Below are 25,553 nucleotides of genomic sequence, written 5' to 3'. Positions count from 1 at the left end.
GATATTGATTTTTGGCGAATCATCGCATAAGCAGATTTCATGGACCTGCTCGCACTGGACATCTTTCGCACCGTGGCCCAGGAGGGCAGCGTGACGCGCGCCGCCGAGCGGCTGGGCCGCGCCCAGTCCAACGTGAGCACGCGCCTGCAGCAGCTCGAGGAGCAGCTCGGATGCGCGCTGTTCCTGCGCGAGGGCCGGGGCATGCAGCTCACGGATGCGGGCCAGACCCTGCTGACCTATGCCGAGCGCCTGCTGGCCCTGGCCGAGGAGGCCCGCCAGGCGCTGCGGCCAGGGGAGCCCACGGGCCGGCTGCGCATGGGCTCGATGGAGAGCACGGCCGCAACCCGCCTGCCCGCGCCGCTTGCCGCAATCCACGCGCGCTGGCCGGCCCTGGTGCTGGAGCTGCGCACGGGCGCATCGCGCCCGCTGGTGGAGCAGGTGCTGGCCCATCAGCTCGACTGCGCCCTGGTGGCCTGGCCCCCGCCGGGGCTGGACGAGGACACGCCCGTGGCGCGCCACAGGGTCTACACCGAGGATTTGCTGCTGGCCCTGCCCGCGAGCCACCCACCCGTGAAAACGCCCGCCGACCTGCGCCTGCACCAGCTGGCGGCGTTTGCCCAGGGCTGCAGCTACCGGCGCATCGGCGAGGACTGGATGGGCCAGGGCGGCCGGCCGGTGGAGGTGCTGGAGCTCGCCTCCTACCCCGCCATCCTGGCCTGCGTGGCCGCGGGCCGCTGCGCCGGCGTGCTGCCGCAGTCCATGCGCGCGCTGCTGCACGAGCCGCCGGCGCTGCAATGGGTGGCGCTGGGCCCCTGCGACACCATGCTGGTGCACCGCCCGGGCTATGCCACGCCGGCGCTCGCCGCACTGCAGGAGGCTCTGGGCGGCGTGGACTCACCTATTCAAGGAGCTGAACCGTGACCACCCTTCTGCAACGCCTGAACATCCACCTGCCCATCATCCAGGGGCCGATGACGGGCTCGGACACGCCCGAGCTCGCGGCCGCCGTCTCCAACGCCGGGGGCCTGGGCTTTCTGGGCTGCGGCATGCGCGCGCCCGAGGCCATGGCCCAGGCCGCGGCCGCCGTGCGCGCCGCCACCGACAGGCCGTTCGGCATGAATCTGTTCGTGCTGGACACCCCCCAGCCCGACGCCGCCGAGGTCGCCGCGGCCCTGGAGCGGCTCGCGCCGCTGTATGCGCGCTTCGGCCTCGCGCCCACCGTACCCACGCGCTGGTGCGAGGACTTTGCCGCGCAGTTCGAGGCGCTGATCGCCGCCCGCCCGGCCGTGGCCAGCTTCACCTTCGGCATTCTGTCTGCCACCCAGGTGCGGCGCCTCAAGGCCGAGGCCGGCAGCCTCGTGATCGGCACCGCCACCACCGTGGCCGAGGCCCTGGCCTGGCAGCAGGTGGGCGCGGACGCGGTCGTCGCCAGCGGCATGGAGGCCGGCGGCCACCGCGGCACCTTTCTGGGCGACTGGGAGGGCAGCCAGATCGGCACCCTGGCCTTGGTGCCGGCCTGCGTGGATGCGCTCGACATTCCCGTCATCGCCGCCGGCGCCATCATGGACGGGCGCGGCATCGCCGCCGCCCAGGCCCTGGGCGCCCAGGCGGTGCAGATGGGCACGGCCTTCCTGGCCTGTCCCGAATCGGCCATAGTCCCCGCCCAGCGCGCCGCCATGGCCGCCGCCCGGGCCACCGACACGCGGCTCACGCGCATCTTCTCGGGCCGACCGGCGCGCGGCATTCAAAACGATGCCATGCGCGCGCTGCAGCCGCAGGAGACGCAAATCCCCGCCTACCCGGTGCAGAACGCCCTCATGGGCCCGATCCGCCGCGCCGCAGCCCAGGCGGGCGACGCGGGCCACATCGCACTCTGGGCCGGCCAGGGCGTGGGCGCGGCGCGGGCCATGGCTGCCGGGGAACTGGTGGCGCTGCTGGCGCGGGAATGGCGCGAGACCTGCGGCGGACTATCAAATCAATAGCTTCTGACGCTTACCAACAGGGCGCTACAGGCCTGTTTGACCCAAAAAAACGCCCCTCTGCGCGCGCTCACGCGGCTGGCAAGGCGTGGAACCAGCGCAGAAACTTGCGCCGGCGCAGCCACCAGCCGCGGCGCAGATAGGCGCGCGCGAGCTCCTCGGGCGCCAGGGGCGAGGCCGCGCGAAAGTCCTGGCGCAGGCGTTCGGCCAGCTCCTGCGGCCGGGGCTGCCCCACCTCGGGCCGGCGTTGGCTGACATGGCGCATGGCGCCCGTCAGGGCGCGCGCGGCCTGGTGCGCCAGGGCCAGGCGCAGCGCGCCCTGCTGCAGCTCGGGCCGGCCCTGCAGGGCGCGCGCCAGGGGCAGCAGCGCGGCGGACTGGTCCAGCGCCTTGGGCACGGTCATGGTGGCCAGAATGCTGCTGCCGCGCTGGCGGTAGGCCACCCAGGGGCGGGGCTCGTAGAAGAAACTGTCCGCGCGCAGGGCCATCAGCGGCATGGTCGCCATGTCCTCGAAGTAGCGCCCCACGGGAAAGCGAAGGCCGCCCGCATCGGCATCGCCCCAGAGCGCGCGGCGCGAGATCTTGGACCAGGCATGGAGCTCGCCGGTCATGAGCATGCCCGCGAGCAATGCGCCGCGATCGCGCACCAGGCGGCCGGCCGGGCCGTCGAAGCTGCGCCGGTGGCGCTCGCCGCGCAGCCGGTGCTTGAGCCGCATGCGCTCGCGCCAGACCTCGAAGTCGCACAGCACCACATCGGGCCCATGGGCCTGCACGATGGCACGCAGGCCGGCGATGGCGCCGGGCAGCAGCTTGTCGTCGGAGTCGAGAAACCACAGGTAGTCGCCCGTGGCGGCATCGATCATGGTGTTGCGCGCCGCGCTCAGGCCGCCGTTGCGCGCGTGGCGCAGCAGCTGCAGGCGCCCGGGCCAGCGCGCGTCAAGCCGCTGCATCAGCGCCCAGGAGCCATCGGTGGAGCAGTCGTCGAGCACCAGCAGCTGCACACCGCCCTCGGCCGGCAGCTGTGCGATCACCGAGGCCAGGCATTCCTCGAGATAGGGCTCGACGTTGTAGACCGGCACCAGGATGCTGAGCCAGGTCATGCGCGCGCACCCCGCTCCAGCCCGCGCAGCGCCGCCCACAGCACCATGGTGTAGAAGGCGAACACCATGATGCCGCTGTTGTGGTTGAAGAAGGGCTGGGACATGCCGAACATCAGATAGCACACAGGTACCAGACAGCCCATGGCGCGCAGGGCCAGGGCGTCGCGCCATGCGTCCGAGTCTTCACGCCAATGCTGCAGGCGCCCGGGGCTGGGCCAGAACAGATACAGCACATAGCCCAGCAATGCCAGCTGCAGCAGCAACCCGAGGATGCCGACCTTGACCCAGGCATCGAGAAAGATGTTGTGGATTTCGGGGTAACCCAGCATCGCAGGACCATAGCTTCCAGCCTCCACGCGGCGGTGCATCTCTGCCACAAAGCCGTGGGCGCCCCACCCCAGCCAAGGCTTGTGGGCAATCATGTCGGCGGCCAACTCGTACTGCTGCAATCGCACGCCCAGTGACGTCTCGCCCTGTCCCGTGTTCAGGTAGCCGGAAATCTCGCTGACCGCCAGCGCAATGCGTCCATGGAACCTGGGCGTCAGCCCCAATACCAGGACCAGCATGAGGGCCAGCGCGGCCAGCGTGGTCAAAGCGTGCCGCAGCCGATGGGGGCGCAGCCTAGCCACCCACAGCAGCCACACGGGAAGCACCACAAGCAACGCCAGCCATCCGCCGCGCGACTGCGACAACAGCGAGCCCCCCAGCCCCGCTAGGGCCGCCAGAACCATTCCCAACCGCCATGGCCATGGGCGCACACGCCAGAACACGACCACGCAGACCACGGTCATGCAGGCCAGCAGCAGGGCCGTGTTGCCCCACTGGATGGCATTGGTGAAGCCCTCCGCGCGCGGCAAGTGCTGACCCCAGGTCTGCCATGCGGCGAGCGCCCCCATGCCCAGGCAGCCTATGGGCAGGCCTGCCATGAACGCGCGCGGCCGGGGCGGATACGCGGCAAGAAAGAACAGGCAGGGCAAGGCCAGCAGCCACTTGCTGCCCTTGTCCCAGCGCGCTACACCGGGATCGAGCGACAACAGGAACCACATGCAACCCATGCCGGCAAACAACGCCGCGAGCCACAGGACTTCCGGCTCCGGGCGCCGGCGCAACCAGCGCGGCGCCAGACACAGCGCCCCGAGGAGCAGAAGCACGGCGGCATAGGAGTAGCCCGAAGGAACCCAGAGCGCCAGCGCCGGCAACAGAAACGCCGCCAGCGACGCCAGCCTGAACGCAATCGTCGAATTCATGAGATCCCGGTAACCGTTCCATCGAGCAGCGCGCGGTAGCGTCGCCACATATGTTCGTGCCCACCCGTCAGCAAGGCCTGCGCGCGCGCCGCGCGGCCCAGGCGCTCGGCCAGCTGCGCGTCCTGCAGCAACCGCCCGAGCGCACTGGCCAGTGCCACGGCATCGGCATGGGCCACGAGCAGGCCCGTGCGGCCATCCTCGAGCAGCTCGCGCGCGCCCACCACGTCCGAGGCGATGCAGGCGCAGCCCGCGGCCATGGCCTCGACCAGGGCCAGCGGCATGCCCTCCCAGTGGGTGGACAGCACGAACACCTGGGTCGCGGCCAGGCGCTGCGGCAGGTCGGCCACATTGCCGAGAAAGCGCACCTGCTGCTGCAGGCCCAGGCGGGCCACCAGCGCCTCGGCCTTGCGGCGCAGGCGCGCGCTGCCGGCGCCGGCAAGATCAAGCCGCGGCGTGAGGCCCCGATCGCGCAGCAGGGCCAGGGCCTGGATCAGCGTGGCGTGGTCCTTCTGGCGCGCAAAGCGCGAGGCCATGAGGATGGCGGGCTCGCGCTGCTCCCAGCGCTGCGGCAGCAGGCTGTCGGGAAAGCGCTGCAGGGCGATGCCGTTGGGAATGGCCAGGCATTTGTCGGGCGCAAAGCCGCGCTCCACCAGGGCCGTGCGCACGCCCTCGGATACGCCTATGCTGGCCTGGGTGAAGGGCTGCAGCGCCAGGGCCTGGCGCAGGCGCCTGGGCGTGTAGCGCTCGCGCGCGTTGTGCTCCACATGGTAGATGCGCGGCACATGCTCGGCCACGGCGGCGCGCCGGCCCCAGATATGGTCGCTGAAGCCATGGGCAAAGACCACGTCGGGGCGCCAGGCGCGGATGATCTTGCGCAGTTCCCAGACGGTGAACGCGTGCAGCCAGTTGGACACCACCTGCACCTGCAGGCCCTGGTCACGCAGCGCCTGCACACGCGCGGCCGAGGTGTTGCGCTTGCGCCTGAGCACCAGCAGGGTCTGCATGTCGGGCTCGCGCTGCGCGGCCAGGCACAGATCGACGGCCACCTGGGTGGCGCCGGAAAAGCCGCCCGTGACGAAATGCAGCACCCGCAGCGGGCGCTGACTCTTGCTGGACTCCTGCATGGGTGAAAGCAGCAAGCCGGCGGCCATGCCGCCCGGGCTCAATGCCCGCTGCCGACCACCTCACCCTCCTTGAGCCGATACAGCGTTCCGCAGTACGGGCATTGCGCATGCCCCTGGTGGCCGATCTCCAGGTAGATGCGCGGGTGGCTGTTCCACAGCTTCATATCCGCCTTGGGGTTGGGGCAGTACACGCCGCCGTTGCGGTCCAGGTCCTTGGCGAGCAGTTCGACAGTTGCTTGGGGCATGTTCAGACCTTGGTGAGCCAGTGGGCGTACTTGGGATTGCGGCCGTTGACGATGTCGAAGAAGGCCGTCTGGATCTTCTCGGTGATGGGGCCGCGGCTGCCGCTGCCGATCTGCACACGGTCGAGCTCGCGGATCGGCGTGATCTCGGCGGCCGTGCCGCTGAAGAAGGCCTCGTCGGCGATGTAGACCTCGTCGCGCGTGATGCGCTTTTGCACCAGATCGAGGCCCAGGTCCTTGCAGATGTGCAGCACGGTGTTGCGCGTGATGCCATTCAAGGCGCCGGCCGAGAGGTCGGGCGTGTAGACCACGCCGTCCTTGATGATGAACACGTTTTCGCCCGAGCCCTCGGAGACGAAGCCGGCGCTGTCGAGCAGCAGGGCCTCGTCGTAGCCGTCGTCCGTGGCCTCCATGTTGGCCAGGATGGAGTTGGTGTAGTTGCTCGAGGCCTTGGCCTGCGTCATCGTGATGTTGACGTGGTGGCGCGTGAAGCTGCTGGTCTTGACGCGGATGCCGCGCTGCATGCCCTCCTCGCCCAGATAGGCGCCCCAGGCCCAGGCCGCCACCATCAGGTGGATCTTGTTGCCCTTGGGCGAGACGCCGAGCTTTTCCGAGCCAATCCAGGTCAGCGGGCGCAGGTAGCAGGACTCGAGCCCGTTGGCGCGCACCACGGCGCGCTGCGCCTCGTTCACCTCGTCCTTGGTGAAGGGCATCTGCATGCGCAGGATCTTGGCGCTGTTGAACAGGCGGTCGGTGTGCTCCTGCAGGCGGAAGATGGCCGTGCCCTGCTCGGTCTTGTAGGCGCGCACGCCCTCGAAAGCGCCGCAGCCATAGTGCAGCGAGTGGGTCAGCACGTGGATCTTGGCATCGCGCCAGTCCACCATCTGGCCATCCATCCAGATCTTGCCGTCACGGTCGGCCATGGAGGGAACAACGGGGCTCATGGGGATCCTTTAGAGAACTGCGAAGGTCGCAAAGCCGGCTATTTTACGATTCGCCGGCGGGCGCCGGAGCGTCATCGCCGGGGGCCGCCGGACGCACGAGCTGCCAGCGCACCAGGCGGCCGGCCACGAACTCGCAGGTCACATGCGACTGCGTGCCGTCGGTCCAGCGGTAGATCTCGGGCTCCTGCCCCTCGGCGGAAAGCTGCTCGCCGAGGGCGCGCGTCATGGCCACCACGTGCATCAGATTCACGCCGGGCTTGAGCCTGGCGTTGAGCATCACGGCGCTGCCCACCCAGCCTATCGGGTTGTGGCGCGCCTTCTGCATCACGTTCATGAGCCGCGTGTAGTGCAGCAGCGCCCACATCACCAGGCCGCCGCTCACCGTGAGAATGCCCTGCGGACCATAGGCCCGCCAGGCCGCGAACACCAGGGCGACGATGCCCAGCGGAATGAGGAACTTGCGCAGATTCATGGGCGCATTGTCCTATGCGGGGTTTGAGGGGCGGCTGTGGATGCTGCGTAGCCCGCGCCGGCGCGGCCCTTGGCTCCTACGCCAGACCGCGCACGGCCTCCATGGCCTCCTCGACGCGCTCCACGGTGTGGATGGTGAGGCCGGCAATGGGCTTCTTGGGCGCGTTCGCCTTGGGCACCACGGCCACGCTGAAGCCGAGCTTGGCGGCCTCCTTGAGCCGCTCCTGGCCGCGTGGCGCGGGGCGCACCTCGCCGGCCAGGCCGACCTCGCCAAAGGCGATGAAGCCCCTGGGCAGGGCGCGGCCGCGCAGGCTGCTGGTAATGGCCAGCATCACCGCCAGGTCGGCCGCGGGCTCGCTGATGCGCACGCCGCCCACGGCGTTGACGAACACGTCCTGGTCCGCGCAGGCCACGCCCGCGTGGCGGTGCAAGACCGCCAACAGCATGGCCAGGCGGTCGCGCTCCAGGCCCACGGACAGGCGCCGGGGGCTCGGCCCGCCGCCATCGACCAGGGCCTGAATCTCGACGAGCAGCGGGCGCGTGCCCTCGAGCGTGACGAGCACGCAGCTGCCCGGCACGGGCTCGCTGTGCTGAGAGAGAAAAATGGCGCTCGGGTTGGCCACGCCCTTGAGGCCCCTCTCCGTCATCGCGAACACGCCGATCTCGTTGACCGCGCCAAAGCGGTTCTTGATGGCGCGCACCAGGCGAAAGCTCGAATGCGTGTCGCCCTCGAAGTACAGCACCGTGTCCACCATGTGCTCGAGCACGCGCGGGCCGGCCAGCGCCCCCTCCTTGGTCACATGGCCGACAAGCACCACGGCGATGCCCGTGGCCTTGGCCAGGCGCGTGAGGTGCGCCGCGCACTCGCGCACCTGGGCCACCGAGCCCGGCGCGCTCGTGAGCTGGTCGGAGTAGATGGTCTGTATGGAGTCGATCACGCACACCGCAGGTTGGGTGGCCTCGACCGTGGCGAGGATTTTCTCGAGCTGGATCTCGGCGAGCACGTTGACCTGGCTCGCGTCCAGCCCCAGGCGGCGCGAGCGCAGCGCGACCTGGGCGCCGCTTTCCTCGCCCGTCACGTAGAGCGTGGGCAGGCCTGTGCGCTGCAGCGCGTCCATGGCCTGCAGGAGCAGCGTGGACTTGCCAATGCCCGGATCGCCGCCTATCAGCACCACGCCGCCCTCGACCACGCCGCCGCCGAGCACGCGGTCGAGCTCCTCAATGCCGCTGGCCGTGCGCGCAACCTCGGTGGCCTCGATGGCCGCGAGCGGCATCACCGCCTGCGCCTGGGCCAGGCCCGCGTACTGGCCGGCGCCGCTCAGCCGGTTCTTGCCGGGGGCCGCCTCGGCCACGGTCTCGATGAGCGTGTTCCAGGCGCCGCAGGACGGGCATTTGCCGAGCCAGCGCGGGCTGCTGCCGCCGCATTCGGTACAGGTGAAGAGGGTTTTGTCCTTGGCCATGGGGTGGGCACTATAACGAGGGCTGGCCATCCCCCGGACGGGGCCATGGGGCGCGCCGTGTCGCCTCCCATATTTCATGGTCAAATTGGCACCCAGCGCTTTGCAGACAAGCGCAAACAGCTATAACTTAAGGAGCATTTCATGTCCGCACTGACCCTGTACTACGCCCCCGGCACCTGCGCCCAGGCCGTGCGCATCGCGCTCGAGGAGGCCCAGGCGCCCTACCACCTGGTGCGCGTGGACTTCGCGAGCGGCCAGCAGCGCTCGCCCGACTATCTGGCCGTCAACCCCAAGGGCCGCGTGCCGGCCCTGGTCACCAGACAGGGCACGCTGACCGAGACCCTGGCGCTGCTGACCTATGTGGCGCAGCGCTTTCCCGAGGCGCGGCTCGCGCCCGGCGACGCCTTTGGCCTGGCGCGCATGCAGGAGTTCAACGGCTACCTGGCCTCCACCGTCCACATCGCCCACGCCCACCGCCCGCGCGCCTCGCGCTGGGCCGACGAGCCCGAGGCCCAGGCCGCCATGCAGCGCAAGGTGCCGGCCAACATGACGGAGTGCTTTGACCTGATCGAACGGCACTACCTGGGCGAGCAGCCCTGGGTTATGGGCGCGCAGTACACCGTGGCCGATGGCTATCTGTTCACCATGGCCGGCTGGCTCAAGAGCGACGGCGTGGACATGGCGCAGTTCCCCAAGGTGGCGGCGCACCACGCGCGCATGGCCCAGCGCCCGGCCGTGCAGCGCGCGCTGGCCTGAAGTCGCGCCAGAAAAAAACGGCCGGAACCCCTCGTCAGGGCCCCGGCCGGTCAAAGGCCTGCAGGCAGGCCGGCTTTCATGCGGTGGCGCGCCTCACTCGAAGGGCTGGGGGCGTTTTGTCTTGTCGCTCGAGGGCGGCAATATCGGCATGACGAGCTTGGGCTGATCGCCCGTCAGCGTCTTGAGGAAGGCGACGATGTCGGCGTTCTCCTGGTCGGTGAACTTCTTGCCGAGCTGGATGCGGCCCATGGTGTCCACGGCCTCGGCCAGGGTGTCGGCGGCGCCGTCGTGGAAATAGGGGTAGGTCAGCTCCACGTTGCGCAGCGTCGGCACCTTGAAGTTGAAGCGCTCGGCGTCGTTGCCCGTGACGGCCGAGCGGCCCTCGGCCGGGTTGTCGGTCTTGTAGGGCTCGACCAGGCCCATCTTCTGGAACGACGTGCCGCCCAGGTTGGGGCCGTTGTGGCAGGCCACGCAGCCCGAATCCTTGAACAGCCGGTAGCCATTGAGCTCCTGCGCCGTGATGGCCTTCCTGTCGCCCTTGAGCCATTTGTCAAAGCGCGCATTGGGAGTGACCAGCGTCTCCTCGAACGCGGCGATGGCCAGCGTGACCTGGTCGATGTCCAGTCTGTCGTTGCCAAAGACCTTTTTGAACTCGGCCACGTACTGCGGGATGGAGCGCAGCATGTCCACCGCCAGGTCGTGCGTGAAGGCCATCTCGCCCGGGTTGGCGATGGGGCCGCCGGCCTGCTCCTTGAGGTCCTTGGCGCGGCCATCCCAGAACTGGGCCACGTTGAGGCTGGAGTTGAGCACCGTGGGCGAGTTGATCGGGCCCTTCTGCCATTTGTCGCCGATGGAGGTCTTGAGGTTGTCCGAGCCGCCCATGCTCAGGTTGTGGCACGAGTTGCACGAAATGAAGCCCGAGCGCGACAGGCGCGGATCGAACCAGAGCTTCTTGCCCAGCTCCACCCGGGCGGGGTGGCTCACCTTGGCGGGCGCGATGGGCTGCACGGGCTCGGCCGCGCGCAGCGGGGCCGAGGCCAGCAGCGCCGCCGTGGAGACGGCGCCCAGCGCAAGACGCAGGACATGGCGGGAATGGGGGGCGGGCTTCTTCTTCATGGGGCTCCTCTTGTCGTTGACGACAACCATCGGGGTTGCGGAGCCATTCTTAGGGTTAACCCGTGGCGGCTATTTGATAAAGCGCAAACAAGACCGTTTCCAGAAAATGGTCATTGAGCATAACTCATTTGTCGCCTCCCTTCCCCATGGGTGGCTCACGACTCCACCACAACCGGCACGCGCGGCGCCAGCGCGCACATGAGCTCGTAGCCCACGGTGCCCGCCGCCTGGGCCACCTCGTCGATGGGCAGCACCGCGCCGTTGGCCGCGCGGCCCCAGAGCGTGACCTCGCTGCCCAGTCCCGCCTGGGGCACGGGCGTCAGGTCGACGGTGATCATGTCCATGCTCACGCGGCCCACGGTGCGCGTGCGCACGCCGTCCACGAGCACGGGCGTGCCGGTGTCGCAGTGGCGCGGATAGCCGTCGGCGTAGCCGCAGGCGACCACGCCTATGGTCATGGGCGCCTCGGCCGTGAAGCGCGAGCCATAGCCCACGCTGTCGCCCGGCTGCAGCCGCTGCACGCCGATGAGGCGCGAGGCCAGCGTCATGGCCGGCCGCAAGTCCCAGTCGGCGGCGCTGCGCTCGGGGTGGTCGGGCGCGCTGCCGTAGAGCACGATGCCGGCGCGCACCCAGTCGAGGCGCACCTCGCCCTCGCCGCCATGGCGCAGGATGGCGGCGCTGTTGGCGATGCAGCGCTCGCCCGGCAGGTCGGCGGTGGCGCGGTGAAAGGCCTGCACCTGGTGGGCGATGCCGCGCGGCCCGTCGGCATCGGAGAAATGCGTCATGAAGGAGATCTCGTCCACCTGCGGCAGCGCATTGAGCCGCGCCCAGGCGCTGCGGTAGCGATCGGGCGTGAAGCCCAGGCGGTTCATGCCGCTGTTCATCTTGAGGAACACGCGGTGCGGCACCTGGGTCTTGTGCGCTGCCAGCCAGTCGATCTGCGCGTCGCAGTGCACGGCGTGCCAGAGCGACAGGCGCGAGCACAGCTCGAGGTCGCGCGGCTCGAACACGCCCTCGAGCAGCAGGATGGGGCCGCGCCAGCCGAGTTGGCGCAGCAGCTCGGCCTCCGCCAGGTCCAAGAGCGCAAAGCCGTCGGCCGAGCGCAGCCCCTCCCAGACACGTTCTATGCCATGGCCATAGGCGTTGGCCTTGACCACGGCCCACAGGCGCGCATCGGGCGCGGCGCGGCGCGCGCGCTCCAGGTTGTGCTGCACGGCGGCGGGGTGAATGGTGGCGAGTATCGGACGGGGCATGCGGCGCGGGCCTCCACAGGGCAAAGGATGGGCATTCTGGCACCGTGGCGCCGCCCTTGCGTGATATAACCGCCCGTCGCTCCACGGAGTGTTTCGATTTCTCACAAGCCATCGGCCGCGCCGATGGAGCCACCAGCCACCCGATGAAGCGCGGTTTCTACACCATCATGTCGGCGCAGTTTTTCAGCTCGCTGGCCGACAACGCCTTGTTCGTGACCGCGGTGGAGCTGCTGCGCACCGATGGCGCGCCCGAATGGCAGCGCGCGGCCCTGGTGCCCATGTTCGCGCTGTTCTACGTGGTGCTCGCGCCCTGGGTGGGGGCGTTCGCCGACTCCCTGCCCAAGGGGCGCGTGATGTTCATCAGCAATGCCATCAAGGTCCTGGGCTGCCTGATGATGCTGTTCGGCTCGCACCCTCTGCTGGCCTATGGCGTGGTGGGCCTGGGCGCAGCGGCCTACTCGCCGGCCAAGTACGGCATCCTCACCGAGCTGCTGCCGGCCTCGCAGCTCGTCAAGGCCAATGGCTGGATCGAGGGGCTGACCATCACCTCCATCATCCTCGGCGTGCTGCTGGGCGGCCAGCTCGTCGCGCCGCACATCGCCGGGCCGCTGCTCGCGCTGGACCTGCCGGGCCTGGACCTGGGCATTGACCTGCCGGCCGAGGCCGCCATCATGGCCCTGGTGCCCGTGTATGCGCTGGCCGCGGCCATCAATCTGCGCATACCGCTCACGGGCGTGGCGATGCGCCCCATGCCGCGCAACCCCATGGCGCTGCTGCCCGACTTCTGGGTCTGCAACCGGCGCCTGTGGCGCGACCGGCTCGGTCAGATCTCGCTGGCCACGACCACGCTGTTCTGGGGCGTCTCGGGCAATCTGCGCTACATCGTGCTGGCCTGGAGCGCCGTGGCCCTGGGCTACAACACCACCCAGGCCTCGTCCCTGGTGGGTGTGGTGGCCATAGGCACGGCCGCGGGCGCGGTGCTCGCGTCCATGCGCATGCGCCTGGAGCATGCGGTGCGCGTGCTGCCGCTGGGCATTGCCATGGGGCTGGTGGTCATGCTCATGAACGCCATCCACAGCATCTGGCTGGCCGTGCCCTTCCTCATCGTGCTCGGCGGCCTGGGCGGTTTTCTCGTCGTGCCCATGAATGCGCTCTTGCAGCACCGCGGCCACAACCTCATGGGCGCGGGCCGCTCCATCGCCGTGCAGAACTTCAACGAGCAGGCCGCCATCCTGGGCATGGGGGTGCTCTACAGCCTGTTCACCAAGATGGGGCTGTCGGCCTATGGCGCCATCACCGCCTTCGGCCTGCTGGTGGCGCTGGTCATGCTGGCCATTCTGCGCTGGCATGTGCACAACGTACGCCACCACCCCAAGGAGATGGTGCATCTGCGGCGCATGGCGCGGCGCGACCATCACTGAACATCAATTTTGATAGCTTTCGGCGCTTGACTGGCGGGCGTTGAAGGCCTTTTTCATGCAATCCCCCCTGCCCGTCTTCGCGCTGCTGTGCAACGCCTTTCTCTGGGGCCTGTCCTGGTGGCCCTTTCGCCAGATGCAGGCCGCGGGCCTGCACCCGCTGTGGGCCACGGCGCTCATGTACACGCTGGTGTGCGCGCTGATGCTGCTGGCGCGCCCGGACAGCCTGCGCGCGCTGCTCGCCCAGCCCGGGCTGTGGCTGCTGGCGCTGAACTCGGGCGTGAACAACATGGCCTTCAACTGGGCCGTCACGGTGGGCGACGTGGTGCGCGTGGTGCTGTTGTTCTACCTCATGCCCGCCTGGCTGGTGCTGCTGGCCTGGCGCCTGCTGGGCGAGCGTCCCACGCCGGCCGCGCTGGCGCGCCTGGCGCTGGCCTTTGGCGGCGTGGCTCTGGTGCTGCTGCCGGCGGGAGCCAGCCCGGGCAGCCTGCTGGCCAACCTGTCGCTGGCCGACGGGCTGGCCCTCATCGGCGGGCTGACCTTTGCCATGACCAATGTGCTGCTGCGCCGCCTGCACGCCGTGCCCGGCCCCGCGCGCATGCTGGCCATGTTTGCCGGCTGCATGCTGCTGGGCTGGGTCGGGGCCGGCGCCGGCGCGGCCCTCGGCGTGGTGCCGGCCTTCCCGGCCTTCGACCCGCGCTGGGCCGCCGTGGCCGTGGCACTGGCCCTGCTGCTGATGCTGGGCAACTGGGCGCTGCAATACGGTGCGGCGCGGCTGCCCACGGCCATCACCGGGGTGGTGATGCTGTCGGAGGTGCTGTTTGCGAGCCTGTCCTCGGTACTGCTGGGCGCGGCCGAGCTGCACGCGCGCACGCTCGCCGGCGGCGCGCTCATCGTGCTGGCCGCGCTGTGGGCAAGCCTGGAAAATCGTTGATCGATTGAGAGGCGCGCCAAAGCAAAAAGGCCGCAAGACTGCGGCCCTTGGCTTGCACACCGCCCGGCATGCCTGGGCGGCGCACTCGAATCAGGCAGCCTTCGAATCAGGCAGCCTTCTTCTGGCGTTGGCGTGCGGCGACCAACCCTGCAAAACCAAGACCCAGCAGGGCCAGCGAGCCGGGCTCTGGCACGTCGTTGGGCGGAACGACGGAGCCGAAGCCGTCGAGATAGACATAGCCGGCATGGCCGCCATAGGGGCAATCCGAGGCCAGCAGCGTCAACGTGAAGTCATGGCCCACCGCGTTCAGCGCAAGAAGGTCAATCTGCTCCACGACCCAGCCAGAGGAGTACCAACCACTGTAGTTGGTCCAGGTCACGCCCGAAGTGCCCGAGCCAATGGCCCCGGCAGAGCTATAGGCACGGCTCACCAGGTCCGTGCCAGTCGTGTCATCCCTCAGGGTGAGAGAGAAGTAGTCGGAGTCGCTCAGGCCATGGGAGGCCTCCAGCACCGCATTCCAGGCAAAAAAGATGCTGTTGTCCGTGTAGTTGGTCACCGACTGACGCAGGGTCGAGACCGAGTAGTTGTTGATGCTGTCATTCACCCGCACCGAATAGTTGCCGGTATAGACCCGGTTTGCGCCAGTGTAAGGATCAGTCCCGCCACTCATGATGGTGTTGTTGGGCGTGCCACCGTTATAGACGGCAGGGTTGACCGGTGCTGCGGGGCTCCCAGACCAGGTACCACCACCACCGGTCCAGCCGCCGAGGTTGCCGTCCTCGAAGCCTCCGTTGACAAATGTACCCGCATACGCCGATGTGCCGAGCGTCATCAAAACCGCAGCGGCCATTGAAACAAGTCTCTTGGTCATATCGATTCCTTTCAGGTGACGTTGACAATTGGTTGACACCCGAAAGTCCAAAAGCACAATTCGTGCCAAATATTAATATCGTTGATTTCATTGAGTTTTTTCTTGTTGATACGTAATTTGTCGACTGACTCGTAAAAAATTCCGACAAATTGCTGCGCGCTACTACTCACCGTTGATGCGATCTCTGAACCGACTCAGATGCACTCGAGGCGTCGCCTTCTCGAGGGCAGAGGGGGAGCAACAGGAAGCCCCGGACGAAACACATGGCGCCAACGCGCGCCAAGCGGCCCGATTGATGTTCATATTGACGTTCGCGCATCGGCCGGGGTTTGCAGCGCCCCAAGGGCACTGCGGCGATGGTCACGAACAGCGTGAACCACGTCCAACCCATGGCCGTCGGCGCCACTCAAGCGATTGGCCGCCACGCACTTGGGCGTCGACGGCGAACAGCAGCGTCAGCGCGCCGTTACCCAGCCCAATGGCGTGCTCCGACCAGCGTCAGGCGCCGCGCAGCTGGCGCGCGCGTGCCAGCGCGCGCTGCACGGCGTGCACATCCATGCCGTACATGTCGGCGAACTGCGCGGGCGTGGCGCCGCTGGCCTCAAAGGCGCGCGCCAGGGCCTCGGCGCGGGCGTCGCGTTCGGCGACCTCGGCAAAGGCCTCGTCGAGCAGGGCGTTGGCGCGCTCGTCGCGGCCGCGCACGAGGGCGTCATAGGCCTCGCGCGTGAGGCCCGAGGCCTCGAAGGCCTGGGCGATGCGCCGGCGCAGCGTGGCCGCAAGGTCCTCGCCCTCGCGCGGCTTGCGCCGGCGAAACACCTCCAGCAGCGCGTGGTGCACATGCTCGGGCGCCATGTCCTCCACGGGCTGGCCCTGCAGGTCGTGGCGCTTCATGCCCTGGGCCACGGCGTTCAGGTAGCGCGTGGAGCGCGTGTGGATGGAGAGCGCGAGCTTGAGCGCGTCCTTGTCGATGGCCTCGCCATGGGCGGCCATCAGGTCGTGGAAGATGCCGCGCTTGAGCGGCAGGAACTGCGCGCCAAAGAGCTGCGGATACCAGGCCGCGAGCTGCTCGAGCAGCAGGTGGGTGCGGCGCGGCTGGGGGCGGGCTGCGCCGGTCTTCTCCGGCGCGGGGGTGGCCTGACCGTCCTGCGCGGCCGGTTCACGGCGCTCGCCGCCACGGCGGCGCCCACCACGGCCACCACGGCCACCACGGCGCCCTGCGGGCCGGCCCGGCTCGGCGGCCTGCGGCGCGGCGTCTGCCACGGGAGCGATGGCGGGGGTGGACGATGCAGCCTCGGCGCTGGCCTGCTGCGTGACTTGGTCGGAGGTGACGTTGTCGTTCATGCTCAATGGCGCGCGGCATGGCAGCTAGCGCGCGGCGGGTCAAAACCCGCCATCATGCCAGCAATGCCTCGTCCAGCAGCTCGATCCAGTGGCGCACGGGGATCTCGGTGCCGCTTTGCAGGTGGGTGATGCAGCCCATGTTGGCCGACAGAATCGCCGCGGGCGGCTCCTCGGCAAAGGCCGCGCCGAGCACGCCGAGCTTGCGGTCGCGCAGCTGGTGGGAGATCTCGTGGTTGAGCACCGAGTAGGTGCCGGCCGAGCCGCAGCACAGGTGCGACTCGGTACGCGCCACGCGCAACTCAAAGCCCAGCGCCGCCATGTGCCGCTCCACGCCGCCGCGCAGCTTCTGGCCATGCTGCAGCGTGCAGGGCGGGTGGTAGGCAAAGGCACGGCCGGCCGGACGCACGCGGTCCTTGAGCAGCGGCACCAGGTCGGGCAGCAGCTCCGACAGGTCGCGCGTCAGGCCGCTCACGCGCGCGGCCTTGTCGGCGTACTGCGGGTCCAGGCGCAGCAAATGGCCATATTCCTTGACCGTGACGCCGCAGCCCGATGCGTTCATGACGATGCATTCGACCTCGCCGCGCTCGATGTACGGCCACCAGGCGTCGATGTTGGCGCGCATCTGGGCCAGCCCGCCCTCCTGATCGTTCAGGTGGAACTTGACGGCGCCGCAGCAGCCGGCCTCGCGCGCGACCACGGTCTCTATGCCCGCGGCGTCGAGCACACGCGCCGTCGCATGGTTGATGTTGGGCGCCATGGAGGGCTGCACGCAGCCCTCGAGCAGCAGCACCTTGCGCGCATGCGTGCGTGCGGGCCAGCTGCCCGGATCCTGGTGCACAGGCACCTTGGCGCGCAGGCGCTCGTGCAGCAGACCGCGCACGCTGCGGCCCAGCTTCATGGCCGGCGCGAACAGCGGCGAGGGCAGGCCCTCCTTGAGCACCCATCGCGTCGCACGTTCGGCGAGCGGGCGCGGCACCTTCTCCTCGACGATCTTGCGGCCTATGTCCACGAGGTGGCCGTACTGCACGCCGCTCGGGCAGGTACTCTCGCAGTTGCGGCAGGTCAGGCACCGATCCAGGTGCTGCTGGGTCTTGCGCGTGGGCGCCTGGCCCTCGAGCACCTGCTTGATCAGGTAGATGCGCCCGCGCGGGCCGTCGAGCTCGTCGCCGAGCAACTGGTAGGTGGGGCAGGTGGCGGTGCAAAAGCCGCAGTGCACGCATTTGCGCAGGATGGCCTCGGCCTCCTGGCCCTCGGGGGTGTTCTGGTACTCGGGGGCGAGCTGGGTCTGCATGGTGAATCCTTAACTCAATGGCTCCGCGCGGCGCCGGCCGGGCGGGCGCGCGCATGTGGCGATGGGCGCCGGCTTACAGCAGTCGGCCGGGGTTGAAGATGCCGGCCGGATCGAACGCGTCCTTGAGCCGTCTGTGGATGCCGACCAGGGCCGCAGAACCAAGATCAAAACCGGCCCCATCGCCATTCTGCTGGGCGCCGGAAGCTACGAAAAGAGAAGCACTTCCACCGACCTGCGCGGCCAGCTGGCGCAGCGCCGCGCCCTGCTCCGGCGCGGCCTGCACCCAGCGCAGACCGCCATGCCATTCGATGAGCGGCGCCGCCACACCCGCCGGCAGCACCAGCGCGGGCGCGGTCTGCGGCAGCGAGAGGCGCCACAGCGCGTGCTGCGGCGCACGCTGCGTGAACCAGGGCAGACGCTGGTCGCGGCAGGCCTGCCAGTCGTCCGGCACGTTGGGCGCGTCCTGCAGCTCGCCGCCCATGCCGCGGCAGGCGGCATCGACGGCCGCGCGCGCGCCGCGCAGGCGCACGTAGAGCCGACCCTGGCCGCCCTCCTCGACCCAGCAGCTGGCGTTGAGCGGCAAGGGCTTTGCGCCCCAGGCGTTCAGGCGCGCGAGCGCCTCGACCTGGTCGCAGTCAAAGCGCAGCGTGGCCTCGGCCGGCGGCACGGGCAGCACCTTGAGGCTGACCTCGGTGAGGATGCCCAGCTGCCCCCAGCTGCCGGCCATGAGGCGCGAGACGTCGTAGCCGGCCACGTTCTTCATGACCTGGCCACCAAAGCGCAGCAGCTCGCCACGGCCGTTGATGATCTCCACGCCGAGCACGTAGTCGCGCACCGCGCCCACGCTGGCGCGCGCCGGGCCCGACAGGCCGGCCGCAACCATGCCGCCCACGGTGCCCACGGCTGCGCCGCCCCTGGCAAAGCGCGGCGGCTCGAAAGGCAGGCTCTGGCCATGCTGGGCGAGCAGCGCCTCCAGCTCGGCCAGCGGCGTGCCCGCCAGGGCCGTGACCACAAGCTCGCTGGGCTCGTAGCTCACGATGCCCGCCAGCTGCCGCATCTCCAGCCGCTCGCCCACATGGTGCGGCGCGCCCGGGCCGTGAAAGTCCTTGGTGCCACCGCCGCAGATGCGCAGCGGGGCATGGCGCGCGGCGCTGTCGCGCACGCGGTCGATGATCTGGCTGAGGGCGGCTTGCATGGGGGGCGATGGTACTGCCGCAGCCCCGAAACGACGCCCCGGGCGGTTTTGATTTTTTTGAACGCCGGGCGTGAACACGGCGGCGCTGGGCGAAAAAAGGGCCCGCATGGAGCGGGCCCAAACACCTTGGAGGGTAGGTTGGTCGGTGTGACTCAGCGGTGGTAGGCCGTCTCGCCGTGGGCAGTGATGTCCAGGCCCTGGCGCTCGTCCTCCTCGGAGACGCGCAGGCCCACGATCAGGTCGGCGATCTTGTAGGCGATGAAGGACACCACACCCGACCACACGATGGTGAACAGCACGCTCTTGACCTGGATCCACACCTGCGCGCCCATGCTGAAGGTGTCGGGCGTGAGGCCGCCGGTACCACCCAGGCCCTGGGCCGCGAACACGCCGGTGAGGATGGCGCCGACGATGCCGCCCACGCCATGCACGCCGAAGACGTCGAAGGCGTCGTCCACCTTGAGCATGCGCTTCAAGCCACTCACGCCCCAGAGGCAGACCAGGCCGGCGATCAGACCGATGACGATGGCGCCCATGGGACCGACGAAGCCGGCGGCGGGCGTCACGGCCACCAGGCCGGCGACGGCGCCCGAGGCCGCGCCCAGCATCGAGGCCTTGCCCTTGTGCAGCGCCTCGCCGGCGCTCCAGCTCAGCGTCGCGGCGGCCGTGGCCAGCACGGTGTTGACGAAGGCCAGGCCCGCGGCAGCGTTGGCGGCACCGGCGGAGCCGGCGTTGAAGCCGAACCAGCCCACCCACAGCAGCGACGCACCGACCATGGTCAGCGTCAGCGAGTGCGGGGTGAACGCCTCGCGGCCGAAGCCAATGCGCTTGCCCACCATGTAGGCGCCCACCAGGCCGGCGATACCGGAGTTGATGTGCACCACGGTGCCGCCCGCGAAGTCGAGCGCGCCGTCAGCCCCGAGCAGGCCGCCGCCCCAGACGATGTGGGCCATGGGCACGTAGCTGAAGGTAAACCACAGCAGGGCGAAGATGAGCACGGCCGAGAAGCGCATGCGCTCGGCAAACGAGCCCACGACCAGCGCCACGGTGATGGCCGCGAACGTGCCCTGGAAGGCGAGGAACACGTATTCGGGGATGGTCGGCAGCGCGCCAAAGGTCTCCATGCTCACGCCCTTGAGGAAGACCTTGGCGAAGTCGCCGTAGAACTTGCCCTCGCCCGAGAACGCCAGGCTGTAGCCGTAGAGGGCCCACAGCAGCGACACCAGCGAGAACACCACGAACACCTGCATCAGCACCGACAGCATGTTCTTGGCGCGGCCCAGGCCGCCGTAGAACAGGGCCAGGCCCGGGATGATCATGAGGATCACGAGCAGCGTGGAGGTGAGCATCCACGCCGTGTCGCCCGAGTCGATCTTGGGCGCGGGGGCCTCGGCCGGCGCGGCCTCGGCGGCGGGGGCCGGGGCTGCGGCGGGCGCCGCATCGGGTGCGGGTGCGGCGGCGGCCGCCTCGGCCACCGGTTCGGTCGTGGCGGGCGCCTGCGCCAGGGCGGCGCCGCCGCCCATCAGCAGGCCCAGGCCCAGAGCCAGGGAAGCAATCAGTTTTCTCATGGCAAATCTCCGTGACTGGGGGTTACAGGGCCTGTCCACCGGTCTCGCCGGTGCGGATGCGCACGACCTGCTCCAGGTCGGAGACGAAGATCTTCCCGTCGCCGATCTTGCCGGTGCGGGCCGCGCCCTCGATGGCCTCGATGACGCGCTCGGCCAGCTCGTCGGCCACGGCGGCCTCGACCTTGACCTTGGGCAGGAAGTCCACGACATATTCGGCCCCGCGGTAGAGCTCGGTGTGGCCCTTCTGGCGGCCAAAGCCCTTGACCTCGGTGACGGTGATGCCCTGCACGCCGATGTCGGACAGCGCCTCGCGCACCTCGTCGAGCTTGAAGGGTTTGATGACGGCGGTGATCATTTTCATGACCGGCTCCTTTTGAAGAATTACAGGGTCTTGGTGAGGGTGACGATCAGGCGCGCCTTGTTCGCGTCGCCAAAAAAGCCCTTCTTGTTGGCGCCCGCGACGGCCGCGGACAGCGACAGGCCGGAGCCGAAGTCATAGGCACCGCCGAGGCTGTAATCGACATAGTTGGGCACGCCCAGGTCCTTGATGTCGCCGGCAAAGCGCGTGTAGCCCACGGCGGCCTTGAGCGTGACGGCGGGCGCCACTTCCTTGGCGAACGCCAGGTTCAGATAGCCCGTGCCGCGGCCGCGGTTGCCCGAGGACTTGGCGCCGGCCCAGCCGAAGTAGTCCTTGGACACGGTGTGCGAATACTTGGCCGTGAACGGGCCCCAGGTGGCCGCGCCGTACAGCTCGGTGGTGTTGCCGTTGTTGTTGCCGTGGTAGAGGTAGGTGAGCGCACCGACGTCCAGATCCACCTCGCCGGCCTTGAATTTGTAGCCGCCGTAGAAATCGGACTCGATGGAATTGCCCGCGAGCCAGTCCACGCTGGAGTTCCAGTTGCCCAGGTAGAAGCCGCTCTCGCCAAAGGTGTAGTCGAAGCCCCCCTGGATGGCCGGGTTGAAGCCCTTGATGCGGTTCACGTCCTGGTCCTGACCACGAAACTTGTAGTTGCTCGTCAGCGAGACGTTGGCCGTCAGCTCGGCGCTGGCCAGCATGGGCATGGCGGCCGCCACAAGGGCCAGGCTCAGGGACTTCAGGGTTGCGTAGGGCATGGATCCTCCGATAGGTGTTGAAAGCAGGTACAGCGCTCAATGCACAGACCGTGCCAACCCCAATCACAGGTACATTTGGCTGCAAACACGCATGGACGCCGTGGCGCCATGCACCAAGTTGGGGAGGGTTCACGCCATGAGTCTTGCTTTGGTGCAAAGCCGCGCCCTGCTGGGCCTGCAGGCGCCCAGCGTCACCGTGGAGGTGCATCTGGCCAACGGCCTGCCGAGCTTTGCGCTCGTGGGCCTGGCCGATGTCGAGGTCAAGGAGGCGCGCGAGCGCGTGCGCTCGGCGCTGCAGAACGCGGGCCTGGAGTTCCCCGCGAACAAGAAGATCACCGTGAACCTGGCGCCGGCCGACCTGCCCAAGGACTCGGGGCGCTTCGACCTGCCGATCGCGCTGGGCATATTGGCCGCCAGCGGGCAGATTGACCCGGCGCGCTTGGGCGGCTGGGAGTTTGCGGGCGAGCTGTCGCTGTCGGGCCAACTACGCCCGGTGCGCGGCGCCCTGGCCACCAGCCTGGCGCTGCGCGCGCAGCAGCTGCGCCTGGTGCTGCCGCCGGGCAGCGCCGAGGAGGCGGCCCTGGTGCCCGGCGCCGAGATCTGGCGCGCGCGCCACCTGCTGGACGTGGTGCGGCATTTTCTGCCCGCGGGCAGCACGCCCGAACCCGAACCCGAGGGCGACGACGACGGCTGGCGGCGCATGGTGGCCGCGCCGCCCGCAGTCCATGCCGATGGCCCCGATCTCGCCGACGTCAAGGGCCAGGCCGCCGCCAAGCGCGCGCTGGAGATCGCGGCCACAGGAGCACATGGGCTGCTGCTTGTCGGCCCGCCGGGCTCGGGCAAGTCCATGCTCGCGCAGCGCTTTGCTGGCCTGCTGCCGCCCATGCAGGTGGAGCAGGCGCTCGAGAGCGCGGCCATCGCCAGCCTGGCCGGGCGCTTCACACCGCAGCAGTGGATGCAACGCCCGACGGCCAGCCCGCACCACAGCTGCAGCGCCGTGGCCCTGGTGGGCGGGGGCTCGCCGCCGCGGCCGGGCGAGATCTCGCTCGCGCACGAGGGCGTGCTGTTCCTCGACGAGTTCCCGGAGTTCGCGCGCAGCGCGCTCGAGGCCCTGCGCGAGCCGCTCGAGAGCGGGCGCATCACCATCGCGCGCGCGGCGCAGCGCGCCGAGTTCCCGGCGCGCTTTCAGCTCGTCGCCGCCATGAACCCCTGCCCCTGCGGCTTTGCCGGCTCCACCCAGCGCGCCTGCCGCTGCACACCCGACCAGGTGGCGCGCTACCAGGGCAAATTGAGCGGCCCGCTGCTCGACCGCATAGACCTGCATGTGGAGGTGCCGCAGCTGCCGGCCACGGAGCTGCTGGGTGCGCCCGCCGGGGAATCGAGCGCCGCCGTGCGCGAGCGCGTGGCCCAGGCGCACGAGCGTGCGCTCAAGCGCCAGGGCATGCCCAACCAGGCACTGCAGGGCCGTCAGCTCGACGAGGTGGTGGCGCTCGACGAGGCCGCCGCGCGCTTTCTGCAGACGGCCGCCACACGCCTGGCCTGGTCGGCGCGCGGCACGCACCGCGCCCTCAAGGTGGCGCGCACGATTGCCGACCTCGCGGGCTCGGGCCCGGTGAGCGTGGCTCATGTGGCCGAGGCCATACAGTACCGGCGGGTGCTGCGTGCACAGGGCAGTTGATGCTAGCCTTTACATAGCTATCAACGCTTGACGGTATTGACATTGAGGCAATATTCATTAGAAACATGCCTCGGTTCACCGTTCGGTTTGGGCGCTGCGCGATTCCTGGATTCCGGCTTTCGCCGGAATGAGGTGACATCGTGTGAATGCTGACTCACCCGAACGCCCAAACAAGACTGCGTGAGCCACTGGGCGCGCGGCCTGACAGAGCGACGCGGCTACTGGCGGGCCGTGGTGGCCATCGCAGCCAAGAACGCCCGCATGTGCTGGGCCGTGCTGGATCCGCACCACCGAAGCGGTGCAACAAGACCGTCAGCAGATGTGCCGTCTGTTCCTCGTTTGCAGCATCGTCTCTTCGCGTCAACGTAGAAATACCGTCACCAAGGAATGTCGATGGCCTGCGCTTGTTGACTATGTGGGAAGTCCCGGTAAACAGTTAGTCTGCACTGTGACCAAGCTGCTTGAGCCCAGCAAGGTTGTCCCACTCGGCCCATGCCTCAACGATGCGCCCGTTCTCGAGACGGTAGATCGCGAGATAGGTGGCTTCAAGCACCTTTTCCGACGGCGGGAACTGACCCATGGGACCAAGCTGCGTGCCACGAAACAGATGGCGTGCGGCAACCTTGTCTCCCTCTGCCACGAGGTCAAGCAGAGTTTCGTGGGCGTCGGGAAACGTTGCGTACTCCGCCACCAGGAAAGCAACAAGATCCTCAGCCGAACGAACACCCGGTTCGCCGGCGGCGACGCTGTGACGCCTGAACTCAGGAGCAAGAACAGCGCGGAGGCGAGCCCAGTCTTTCGCATTGATCGCATCAACGAAGGCGCGGACGACGGACTTGCTGTTTACCTGCATGGATGCGCTGACGTGGATTGTGTCGCCTAACGAATGAACTGGACTTCCCCGTCCCGAGTGATCCGCGCAGTTGCGGGATACGGCATCAAAGTGCCACGATAGGAAGTGCAATCTCTCATCGACGCACTCGTTGTGAGAAAGGGAGAGTCCATGACCATCCTAACCGTAGGCATCGATCTGGCAAAGAACGCCTTCGCCGTGCACGGCGTGGACGCATCGGACAAACCGGCACTGGTGCGCCCCAGCGTGGCGCGCGAGAGGCTGCTCAAACTCATCGCCAGCCTGCCGCCGTGCCTGATCGGCATGGAAGCGTGCTCAGGCGCGCACCACTGGACGCGTGAATTTGAGAGGCTCGGCCACAGCGTGCGCCTGATGCCCCCCCAATTCGTCGCCCCCTGCCGCCTCTCGGGCAAGCGCTGCAAGAACGACGCCGCCGACGCCATCCGCGAGGCCGTCAGGCACTTCGCCAGTCAGGCATGTTGGCCTGACGGAGCAGCCGCCTCAGCCCCCGGCCACCTCCAGCCCCTTGAGCCCGAGCTTGCGCATGAGGTCGGTGTCGGCCTGCACGTCGGGGTTGCCGGTCACGAGCAGCTTGTCGCCATAGAAGATGGAGTTGGCGCCCGCCATGAAGCACAGGGCCTGGACGGCCTCGCCGAGCTGCTGGCGCCCGGCCGACAGGCGCACGCGCGCGCGCGGCATGGTGATGCGCGCCACGGCGATCACGCGCACGAAGTCCAGCGGGTCGACGGGGTCGCTGTCGGCCAGCGGCGTGCCGGGCACGGGCACCAGGCTGTTGATGGGCACGGAGTCCGGGTAGGGGTCCATGTTGGCGAGCTGGGCGATCAGGCCCGCGCGGTGCACCACCTCCTCGCCCATGCCAATGATGCCGCCGCAGCAGACGTTGATGCCGGCGTCGCGCACGGCCTGCAGCGTGTCCAGCCGGTCCTGGTACTGGCGCGTGCTCACGACGTCCTGGTAGTACTCGGGCGCGGTGTCCAGGTTGTGGTTGTAGTAATCCAGGCCGGCCTCGCGCAGCGCGCGCGCCTGGTGCGGCTGCAGCATGCCCAGCGTGGCGCAGGTCTGCATGCCCAGGCCCTTCACGGCGCCGATGAGTGCGTTCATCTTCTCGATGTCGCGGTCCTTGGGCGCGCGCCAGGCCGCGCCCATGCAAAAGCGCGTGGCGCCCGCGTCCTTGGCGGCCTGTGCCGCGCGCGTGACCTCTTCCACGCTCATGAGCTTCTCGGCCTTGACGCCGGTCTCGAAAGACGCGGATTGCGGGCAATAGCCGCAGTTCTCGGGGCAACCGCCGGTTTTTACCGACAGAAGCGTGGCGAGTTCGATCTCGCCCGCGGGCCAGTGGGCGCGGTGCACGGTCTGGGCCTGGAACAGCAGGTCCAGAAACGGCTTGTCCAGCAGGGCCTGGATGGCCTCCACCGTCCAGCGGGCGTTGGCCGGTGCGGCGGCGGGGCGGGCGGGCGCATGCCATTGCATGGGGCGTGCGGCGGCATCCTGGGTGGGCGTGGCATGGGTCATGGGCGATTTCTCCTTGGGCGCAATGGCGCGCATTGTGGCGAAATCGCGCACGCCTCGGACGCCCGGC

General features: G+C 68.9%; 24 protein-coding genes and 2 pseudogenes. 8 read left to right on the top strand and 18 right to left on the bottom strand.

The window, feature by feature from the left end:
* Positions 1-39 precede the first annotated feature (39 nt).
* Complete coding sequence (locus tag ABUE11_RS01160; protein ID WP_367067159.1) at positions 40-921, top strand: LysR family transcriptional regulator; 882 nt, start codon at positions 40-42, stop codon at positions 919-921.
* A gap of 50 nt (positions 922-971) precedes the next feature.
* Entirely contained in the window at positions 972-1,982 is a 1,011-nt protein-coding gene (locus ABUE11_RS01155) for a nitronate monooxygenase (protein WP_367068716.1), read from the top strand.
* A gap of 67 nt (positions 1,983-2,049) precedes the next feature.
* Here ABUE11_RS01155 and ABUE11_RS01150 read toward each other — a convergent pair whose 3' ends face one another.
* From ABUE11_RS01150 to radA, 7 genes are all read right to left on the bottom strand, one after another.
* Positions 2,050-3,078 carry a glycosyltransferase family 2 protein gene (locus ABUE11_RS01150; RefSeq protein WP_367067158.1) on the bottom strand — a complete coding sequence of 343 codons (1,029 nt, stop codon included), beginning with the start codon at positions 3,076-3,078 and terminating at the stop codon, positions 2,050-2,052.
* Positions 3,075-4,325 (bottom strand): O-antigen ligase family protein, encoded by a 1,251-nt coding sequence (locus ABUE11_RS01145; RefSeq protein WP_367067157.1) that lies wholly within the window; start codon positions 4,323-4,325, stop codon positions 3,075-3,077. The genes ABUE11_RS01150 and ABUE11_RS01145 overlap by 4 nt, the downstream gene beginning before the upstream one ends.
* Positions 4,322-5,419, bottom strand: a complete 1,098-nt coding sequence (locus ABUE11_RS01140) for a glycosyltransferase (RefSeq protein ID WP_367068715.1) — start codon at positions 5,417-5,419, stop codon at positions 4,322-4,324. Before ABUE11_RS01140 ends, ABUE11_RS01145 begins: the two co-directional genes overlap by 4 nt.
* Positions 5,420-5,487: 68 nt before the next feature.
* Complete coding sequence (locus ABUE11_RS01135; protein WP_367067156.1) at positions 5,488-5,694, bottom strand: zinc-finger domain-containing protein; 207 nt, start codon at positions 5,692-5,694, stop codon at positions 5,488-5,490.
* 2 nt (positions 5,695-5,696) lie between these two features.
* Positions 5,697-6,635, bottom strand: a complete 939-nt coding sequence (locus ABUE11_RS01130) for a branched-chain amino acid transaminase (protein WP_367067155.1) — start codon at positions 6,633-6,635, stop codon at positions 5,697-5,699.
* A gap of 43 nt (positions 6,636-6,678) precedes the next feature.
* A complete protein-coding gene (locus tag ABUE11_RS01125; protein WP_367067154.1) occupies positions 6,679-7,107 on the bottom strand; it encodes a glycerate kinase in 429 nt (142 codons plus the stop codon).
* Between the two features lie 76 nt (positions 7,108-7,183).
* On the bottom strand, positions 7,184-8,566 hold the full coding sequence (radA, locus tag ABUE11_RS01120) for a DNA repair protein RadA (RefSeq protein WP_367067153.1): 1,383 nt from the start codon (positions 8,564-8,566) through the stop codon (positions 7,184-7,186).
* A gap of 141 nt (positions 8,567-8,707) precedes the next feature.
* On the opposite strand from radA, the gene ABUE11_RS01115 reads away from it, so the two are divergent.
* The gene (locus tag ABUE11_RS01115) at positions 8,708-9,322 is read left to right on the top strand and encodes a glutathione S-transferase family protein (protein ID WP_367067152.1); all 615 of its coding nucleotides are present in this window, start codon (positions 8,708-8,710) and stop codon (positions 9,320-9,322) included.
* A 93-nt stretch (positions 9,323-9,415) separates the two neighbouring features.
* On the opposite strand, the gene ABUE11_RS01110 is transcribed toward ABUE11_RS01115, so the two are convergent.
* Positions 9,416-10,438, bottom strand: a complete 1,023-nt coding sequence (locus tag ABUE11_RS01110) for a cytochrome-c peroxidase (protein ID WP_367067151.1) — start codon at positions 10,436-10,438, stop codon at positions 9,416-9,418.
* A gap of 155 nt (positions 10,439-10,593) precedes the next feature.
* Positions 10,594-11,691: an alanine racemase gene (gene alr, locus ABUE11_RS01105; protein ID WP_367067150.1), complete on the bottom strand. Its 1,098-nt coding sequence runs from the start codon at positions 11,689-11,691 to the stop codon at positions 10,594-10,596.
* 143 nt (positions 11,692-11,834) lie between these two features.
* Between alr and lplT the strand changes: the two genes are divergently transcribed.
* Together lplT and ABUE11_RS01095 are read left to right on the top strand one after the other, a co-directional pair.
* The gene (lplT, locus tag ABUE11_RS01100) at positions 11,835-13,112 is read left to right on the top strand and encodes a lysophospholipid transporter LplT (RefSeq protein WP_367067149.1); all 1,278 of its coding nucleotides are present in this window, start codon (positions 11,835-11,837) and stop codon (positions 13,110-13,112) included.
* A 55-nt stretch (positions 13,113-13,167) separates the two neighbouring features.
* A complete protein-coding gene (locus ABUE11_RS01095) occupies positions 13,168-14,043 on the top strand; it encodes a DMT family transporter (protein WP_367067147.1) in 876 nt (291 codons plus the stop codon).
* A gap of 106 nt (positions 14,044-14,149) precedes the next feature.
* Here the strand turns inward: ABUE11_RS01095 and ABUE11_RS01090 are convergent, their stop codons facing one another.
* The 7 genes from ABUE11_RS01090 to ABUE11_RS01060 all read right to left on the bottom strand — a co-directional run bounded on the left by ABUE11_RS01090 (position 14,150) and on the right by ABUE11_RS01060 (position 21,422).
* On the bottom strand, positions 14,150-14,914 hold the full coding sequence (locus tag ABUE11_RS01090) for a PEP-CTERM sorting domain-containing protein (protein WP_367067146.1): 765 nt from the start codon (positions 14,912-14,914) through the stop codon (positions 14,150-14,152).
* A gap of 498 nt (positions 14,915-15,412) precedes the next feature.
* Positions 15,413-16,255: a ProQ/FINO family protein gene (locus ABUE11_RS01085; protein ID WP_367067145.1), complete on the bottom strand. Its 843-nt coding sequence runs from the start codon at positions 16,253-16,255 to the stop codon at positions 15,413-15,415.
* 52 nt (positions 16,256-16,307) lie between these two features.
* On the bottom strand, positions 16,308-17,546 hold the full coding sequence (gene glcF, locus ABUE11_RS01080; protein ID WP_367067143.1) for a glycolate oxidase subunit GlcF: 1,239 nt from the start codon (positions 17,544-17,546) through the stop codon (positions 16,308-16,310).
* A gap of 73 nt (positions 17,547-17,619) precedes the next feature.
* Positions 17,620-18,741 (bottom strand): glycolate oxidase subunit GlcE, encoded by a 1,122-nt coding sequence (gene glcE, locus ABUE11_RS01075; RefSeq protein WP_367067142.1) that lies wholly within the window; start codon positions 18,739-18,741, stop codon positions 17,620-17,622.
* A gap of 152 nt (positions 18,742-18,893) precedes the next feature.
* Positions 18,894-20,309, bottom strand: coding sequence for an ammonium transporter (amt, locus tag ABUE11_RS01070; RefSeq protein ID WP_367067141.1), 1,416 nt, complete (start codon positions 20,307-20,309; stop codon positions 18,894-18,896).
* Positions 20,310-20,331: 22 nt separating this feature from the next.
* Positions 20,332-20,670: a P-II family nitrogen regulator gene (gene glnK, locus ABUE11_RS01065; RefSeq protein ID WP_367067139.1), complete on the bottom strand. Its 339-nt coding sequence runs from the start codon at positions 20,668-20,670 to the stop codon at positions 20,332-20,334.
* Between the two features lie 20 nt (positions 20,671-20,690).
* Positions 20,691-21,422 carry a TorF family putative porin gene (locus ABUE11_RS01060; RefSeq protein ID WP_367067138.1) on the bottom strand — a complete coding sequence of 244 codons (732 nt, stop codon included), beginning with the start codon at positions 21,420-21,422 and terminating at the stop codon, positions 20,691-20,693.
* Positions 21,423-21,558: 136 nt separating this feature from the next.
* On the opposite strand from ABUE11_RS01060, the gene ABUE11_RS01055 reads away from it, so the two are divergent.
* Both ABUE11_RS01055 and ABUE11_RS01050 read left to right on the top strand, forming a co-directional pair.
* Positions 21,559-23,100 (top strand): YifB family Mg chelatase-like AAA ATPase, encoded by a 1,542-nt coding sequence (locus ABUE11_RS01055; protein ID WP_367067136.1) that lies wholly within the window; start codon positions 21,559-21,561, stop codon positions 23,098-23,100.
* A gap of 168 nt (positions 23,101-23,268) precedes the next feature.
* Positions 23,269-23,469: pseudogene (locus ABUE11_RS01050) on the top strand (hypothetical protein); the annotation flags it as partial.
* Between the two features lie 67 nt (positions 23,470-23,536).
* On the opposite strand, the gene ABUE11_RS01045 reads toward ABUE11_RS01050, so the two are convergent.
* Positions 23,537-23,953, bottom strand: a complete 417-nt coding sequence (locus ABUE11_RS01045) for an ester cyclase (protein WP_367067134.1) — start codon at positions 23,951-23,953, stop codon at positions 23,537-23,539.
* A 150-nt stretch (positions 23,954-24,103) separates the two neighbouring features.
* Between ABUE11_RS01045 and ABUE11_RS01040 the strand changes: the two are divergent.
* A pseudogene (locus ABUE11_RS01040) lies at positions 24,104-24,409 on the top strand (IS110 family transposase); the annotation flags it as partial.
* A 45-nt stretch (positions 24,410-24,454) separates the two neighbouring features.
* Here ABUE11_RS01040 and bioB read toward each other — a convergent pair.
* Positions 24,455-25,519 (bottom strand): biotin synthase BioB, encoded by a 1,065-nt coding sequence (gene bioB, locus ABUE11_RS01035; RefSeq protein ID WP_367067133.1) that lies wholly within the window; start codon positions 25,517-25,519, stop codon positions 24,455-24,457.
* Positions 25,520-25,553 lie beyond the last annotated feature (34 nt).

It is taken from the genome of Oryzisolibacter sp. LB2S, assembly GCF_040732315.1.
In the GTDB taxonomy this organism is placed as follows: Bacteria; Pseudomonadota; Gammaproteobacteria; order Burkholderiales; family Burkholderiaceae_C; genus Alicycliphilus; species Alicycliphilus soli.
The sequence above is the reverse complement of the archived record's forward strand: the minus strand, read 5'-3'. Positions and strand labels throughout refer to the sequence as shown.

Excerpts from the sequence above, each read along its gene's own strand:
- ABUE11_RS01160 (WP_367067159.1), top strand. The coding sequence starts at position 40 with ATGGACCTGCTCGCACTGGACATCTTTCGCACCGTGGCCCAGGAGGGC.
- ABUE11_RS01155 (WP_367068716.1), top strand. The coding sequence starts at position 972 with ATGACGGGCTCGGACACGCCCGAGCTCGCGGCCGCCGTCTCCAACGCC.
- ABUE11_RS01150 (WP_367067158.1), bottom strand. The coding sequence starts at position 3,078 with ATGACCTGGCTCAGCATCCTGGTGCCGGTCTACAACGTCGAGCCCTAT.
- ABUE11_RS01145 (WP_367067157.1), bottom strand. The coding sequence starts at position 4,325 with ATGAATTCGACGATTGCGTTCAGGCTGGCGTCGCTGGCGGCGTTTCTG.
- ABUE11_RS01135 (WP_367067156.1), bottom strand. The coding sequence starts at position 5,694 with ATGCCCCAAGCAACTGTCGAACTGCTCGCCAAGGACCTGGACCGCAAC.
- ABUE11_RS01130 (WP_367067155.1), bottom strand. The coding sequence starts at position 6,635 with ATGAGCCCCGTTGTTCCCTCCATGGCCGACCGTGACGGCAAGATCTGG.
- ABUE11_RS01125 (WP_367067154.1), bottom strand. The coding sequence starts at position 7,107 with ATGAATCTGCGCAAGTTCCTCATTCCGCTGGGCATCGTCGCCCTGGTG.
- radA (WP_367067153.1), bottom strand. The coding sequence starts at position 8,566 with ATGGCCAAGGACAAAACCCTCTTCACCTGTACCGAATGCGGCGGCAGC.
- ABUE11_RS01115 (WP_367067152.1), top strand. The coding sequence starts at position 8,708 with ATGTCCGCACTGACCCTGTACTACGCCCCCGGCACCTGCGCCCAGGCC.
- ABUE11_RS01110 (WP_367067151.1), bottom strand. The coding sequence starts at position 10,438 with ATGAAGAAGAAGCCCGCCCCCCATTCCCGCCATGTCCTGCGTCTTGCG.
- alr (WP_367067150.1), bottom strand. The coding sequence starts at position 11,691 with ATGCCCCGTCCGATACTCGCCACCATTCACCCCGCCGCCGTGCAGCAC.
- lplT (WP_367067149.1), top strand. The coding sequence starts at position 11,835 with ATGAAGCGCGGTTTCTACACCATCATGTCGGCGCAGTTTTTCAGCTCG.
- ABUE11_RS01095 (WP_367067147.1), top strand. The coding sequence starts at position 13,168 with ATGCAATCCCCCCTGCCCGTCTTCGCGCTGCTGTGCAACGCCTTTCTC.
- ABUE11_RS01090 (WP_367067146.1), bottom strand. The coding sequence starts at position 14,914 with ATGACCAAGAGACTTGTTTCAATGGCCGCTGCGGTTTTGATGACGCTC.
- ABUE11_RS01085 (WP_367067145.1), bottom strand. The coding sequence starts at position 16,255 with ATGAACGACAACGTCACCTCCGACCAAGTCACGCAGCAGGCCAGCGCC.
- glcF (WP_367067143.1), bottom strand. The coding sequence starts at position 17,546 with ATGCAGACCCAGCTCGCCCCCGAGTACCAGAACACCCCCGAGGGCCAG.
- glcE (WP_367067142.1), bottom strand. The coding sequence starts at position 18,741 with ATGCAAGCCGCCCTCAGCCAGATCATCGACCGCGTGCGCGACAGCGCC.
- amt (WP_367067141.1), bottom strand. The coding sequence starts at position 20,309 with ATGAGAAAACTGATTGCTTCCCTGGCTCTGGGCCTGGGCCTGCTGATG.
- glnK (WP_367067139.1), bottom strand. The coding sequence starts at position 20,670 with ATGAAAATGATCACCGCCGTCATCAAACCCTTCAAGCTCGACGAGGTG.
- ABUE11_RS01060 (WP_367067138.1), bottom strand. The coding sequence starts at position 21,422 with ATGCCCTACGCAACCCTGAAGTCCCTGAGCCTGGCCCTTGTGGCGGCC.
- ABUE11_RS01055 (WP_367067136.1), top strand. The coding sequence starts at position 21,559 with ATGAGTCTTGCTTTGGTGCAAAGCCGCGCCCTGCTGGGCCTGCAGGCG.
- ABUE11_RS01045 (WP_367067134.1), bottom strand. The coding sequence starts at position 23,953 with ATGCAGGTAAACAGCAAGTCCGTCGTCCGCGCCTTCGTTGATGCGATC.
- bioB (WP_367067133.1), bottom strand. The coding sequence starts at position 25,519 with ATGCGCGCCATTGCGCCCAAGGAGAAATCGCCCATGACCCATGCCACG.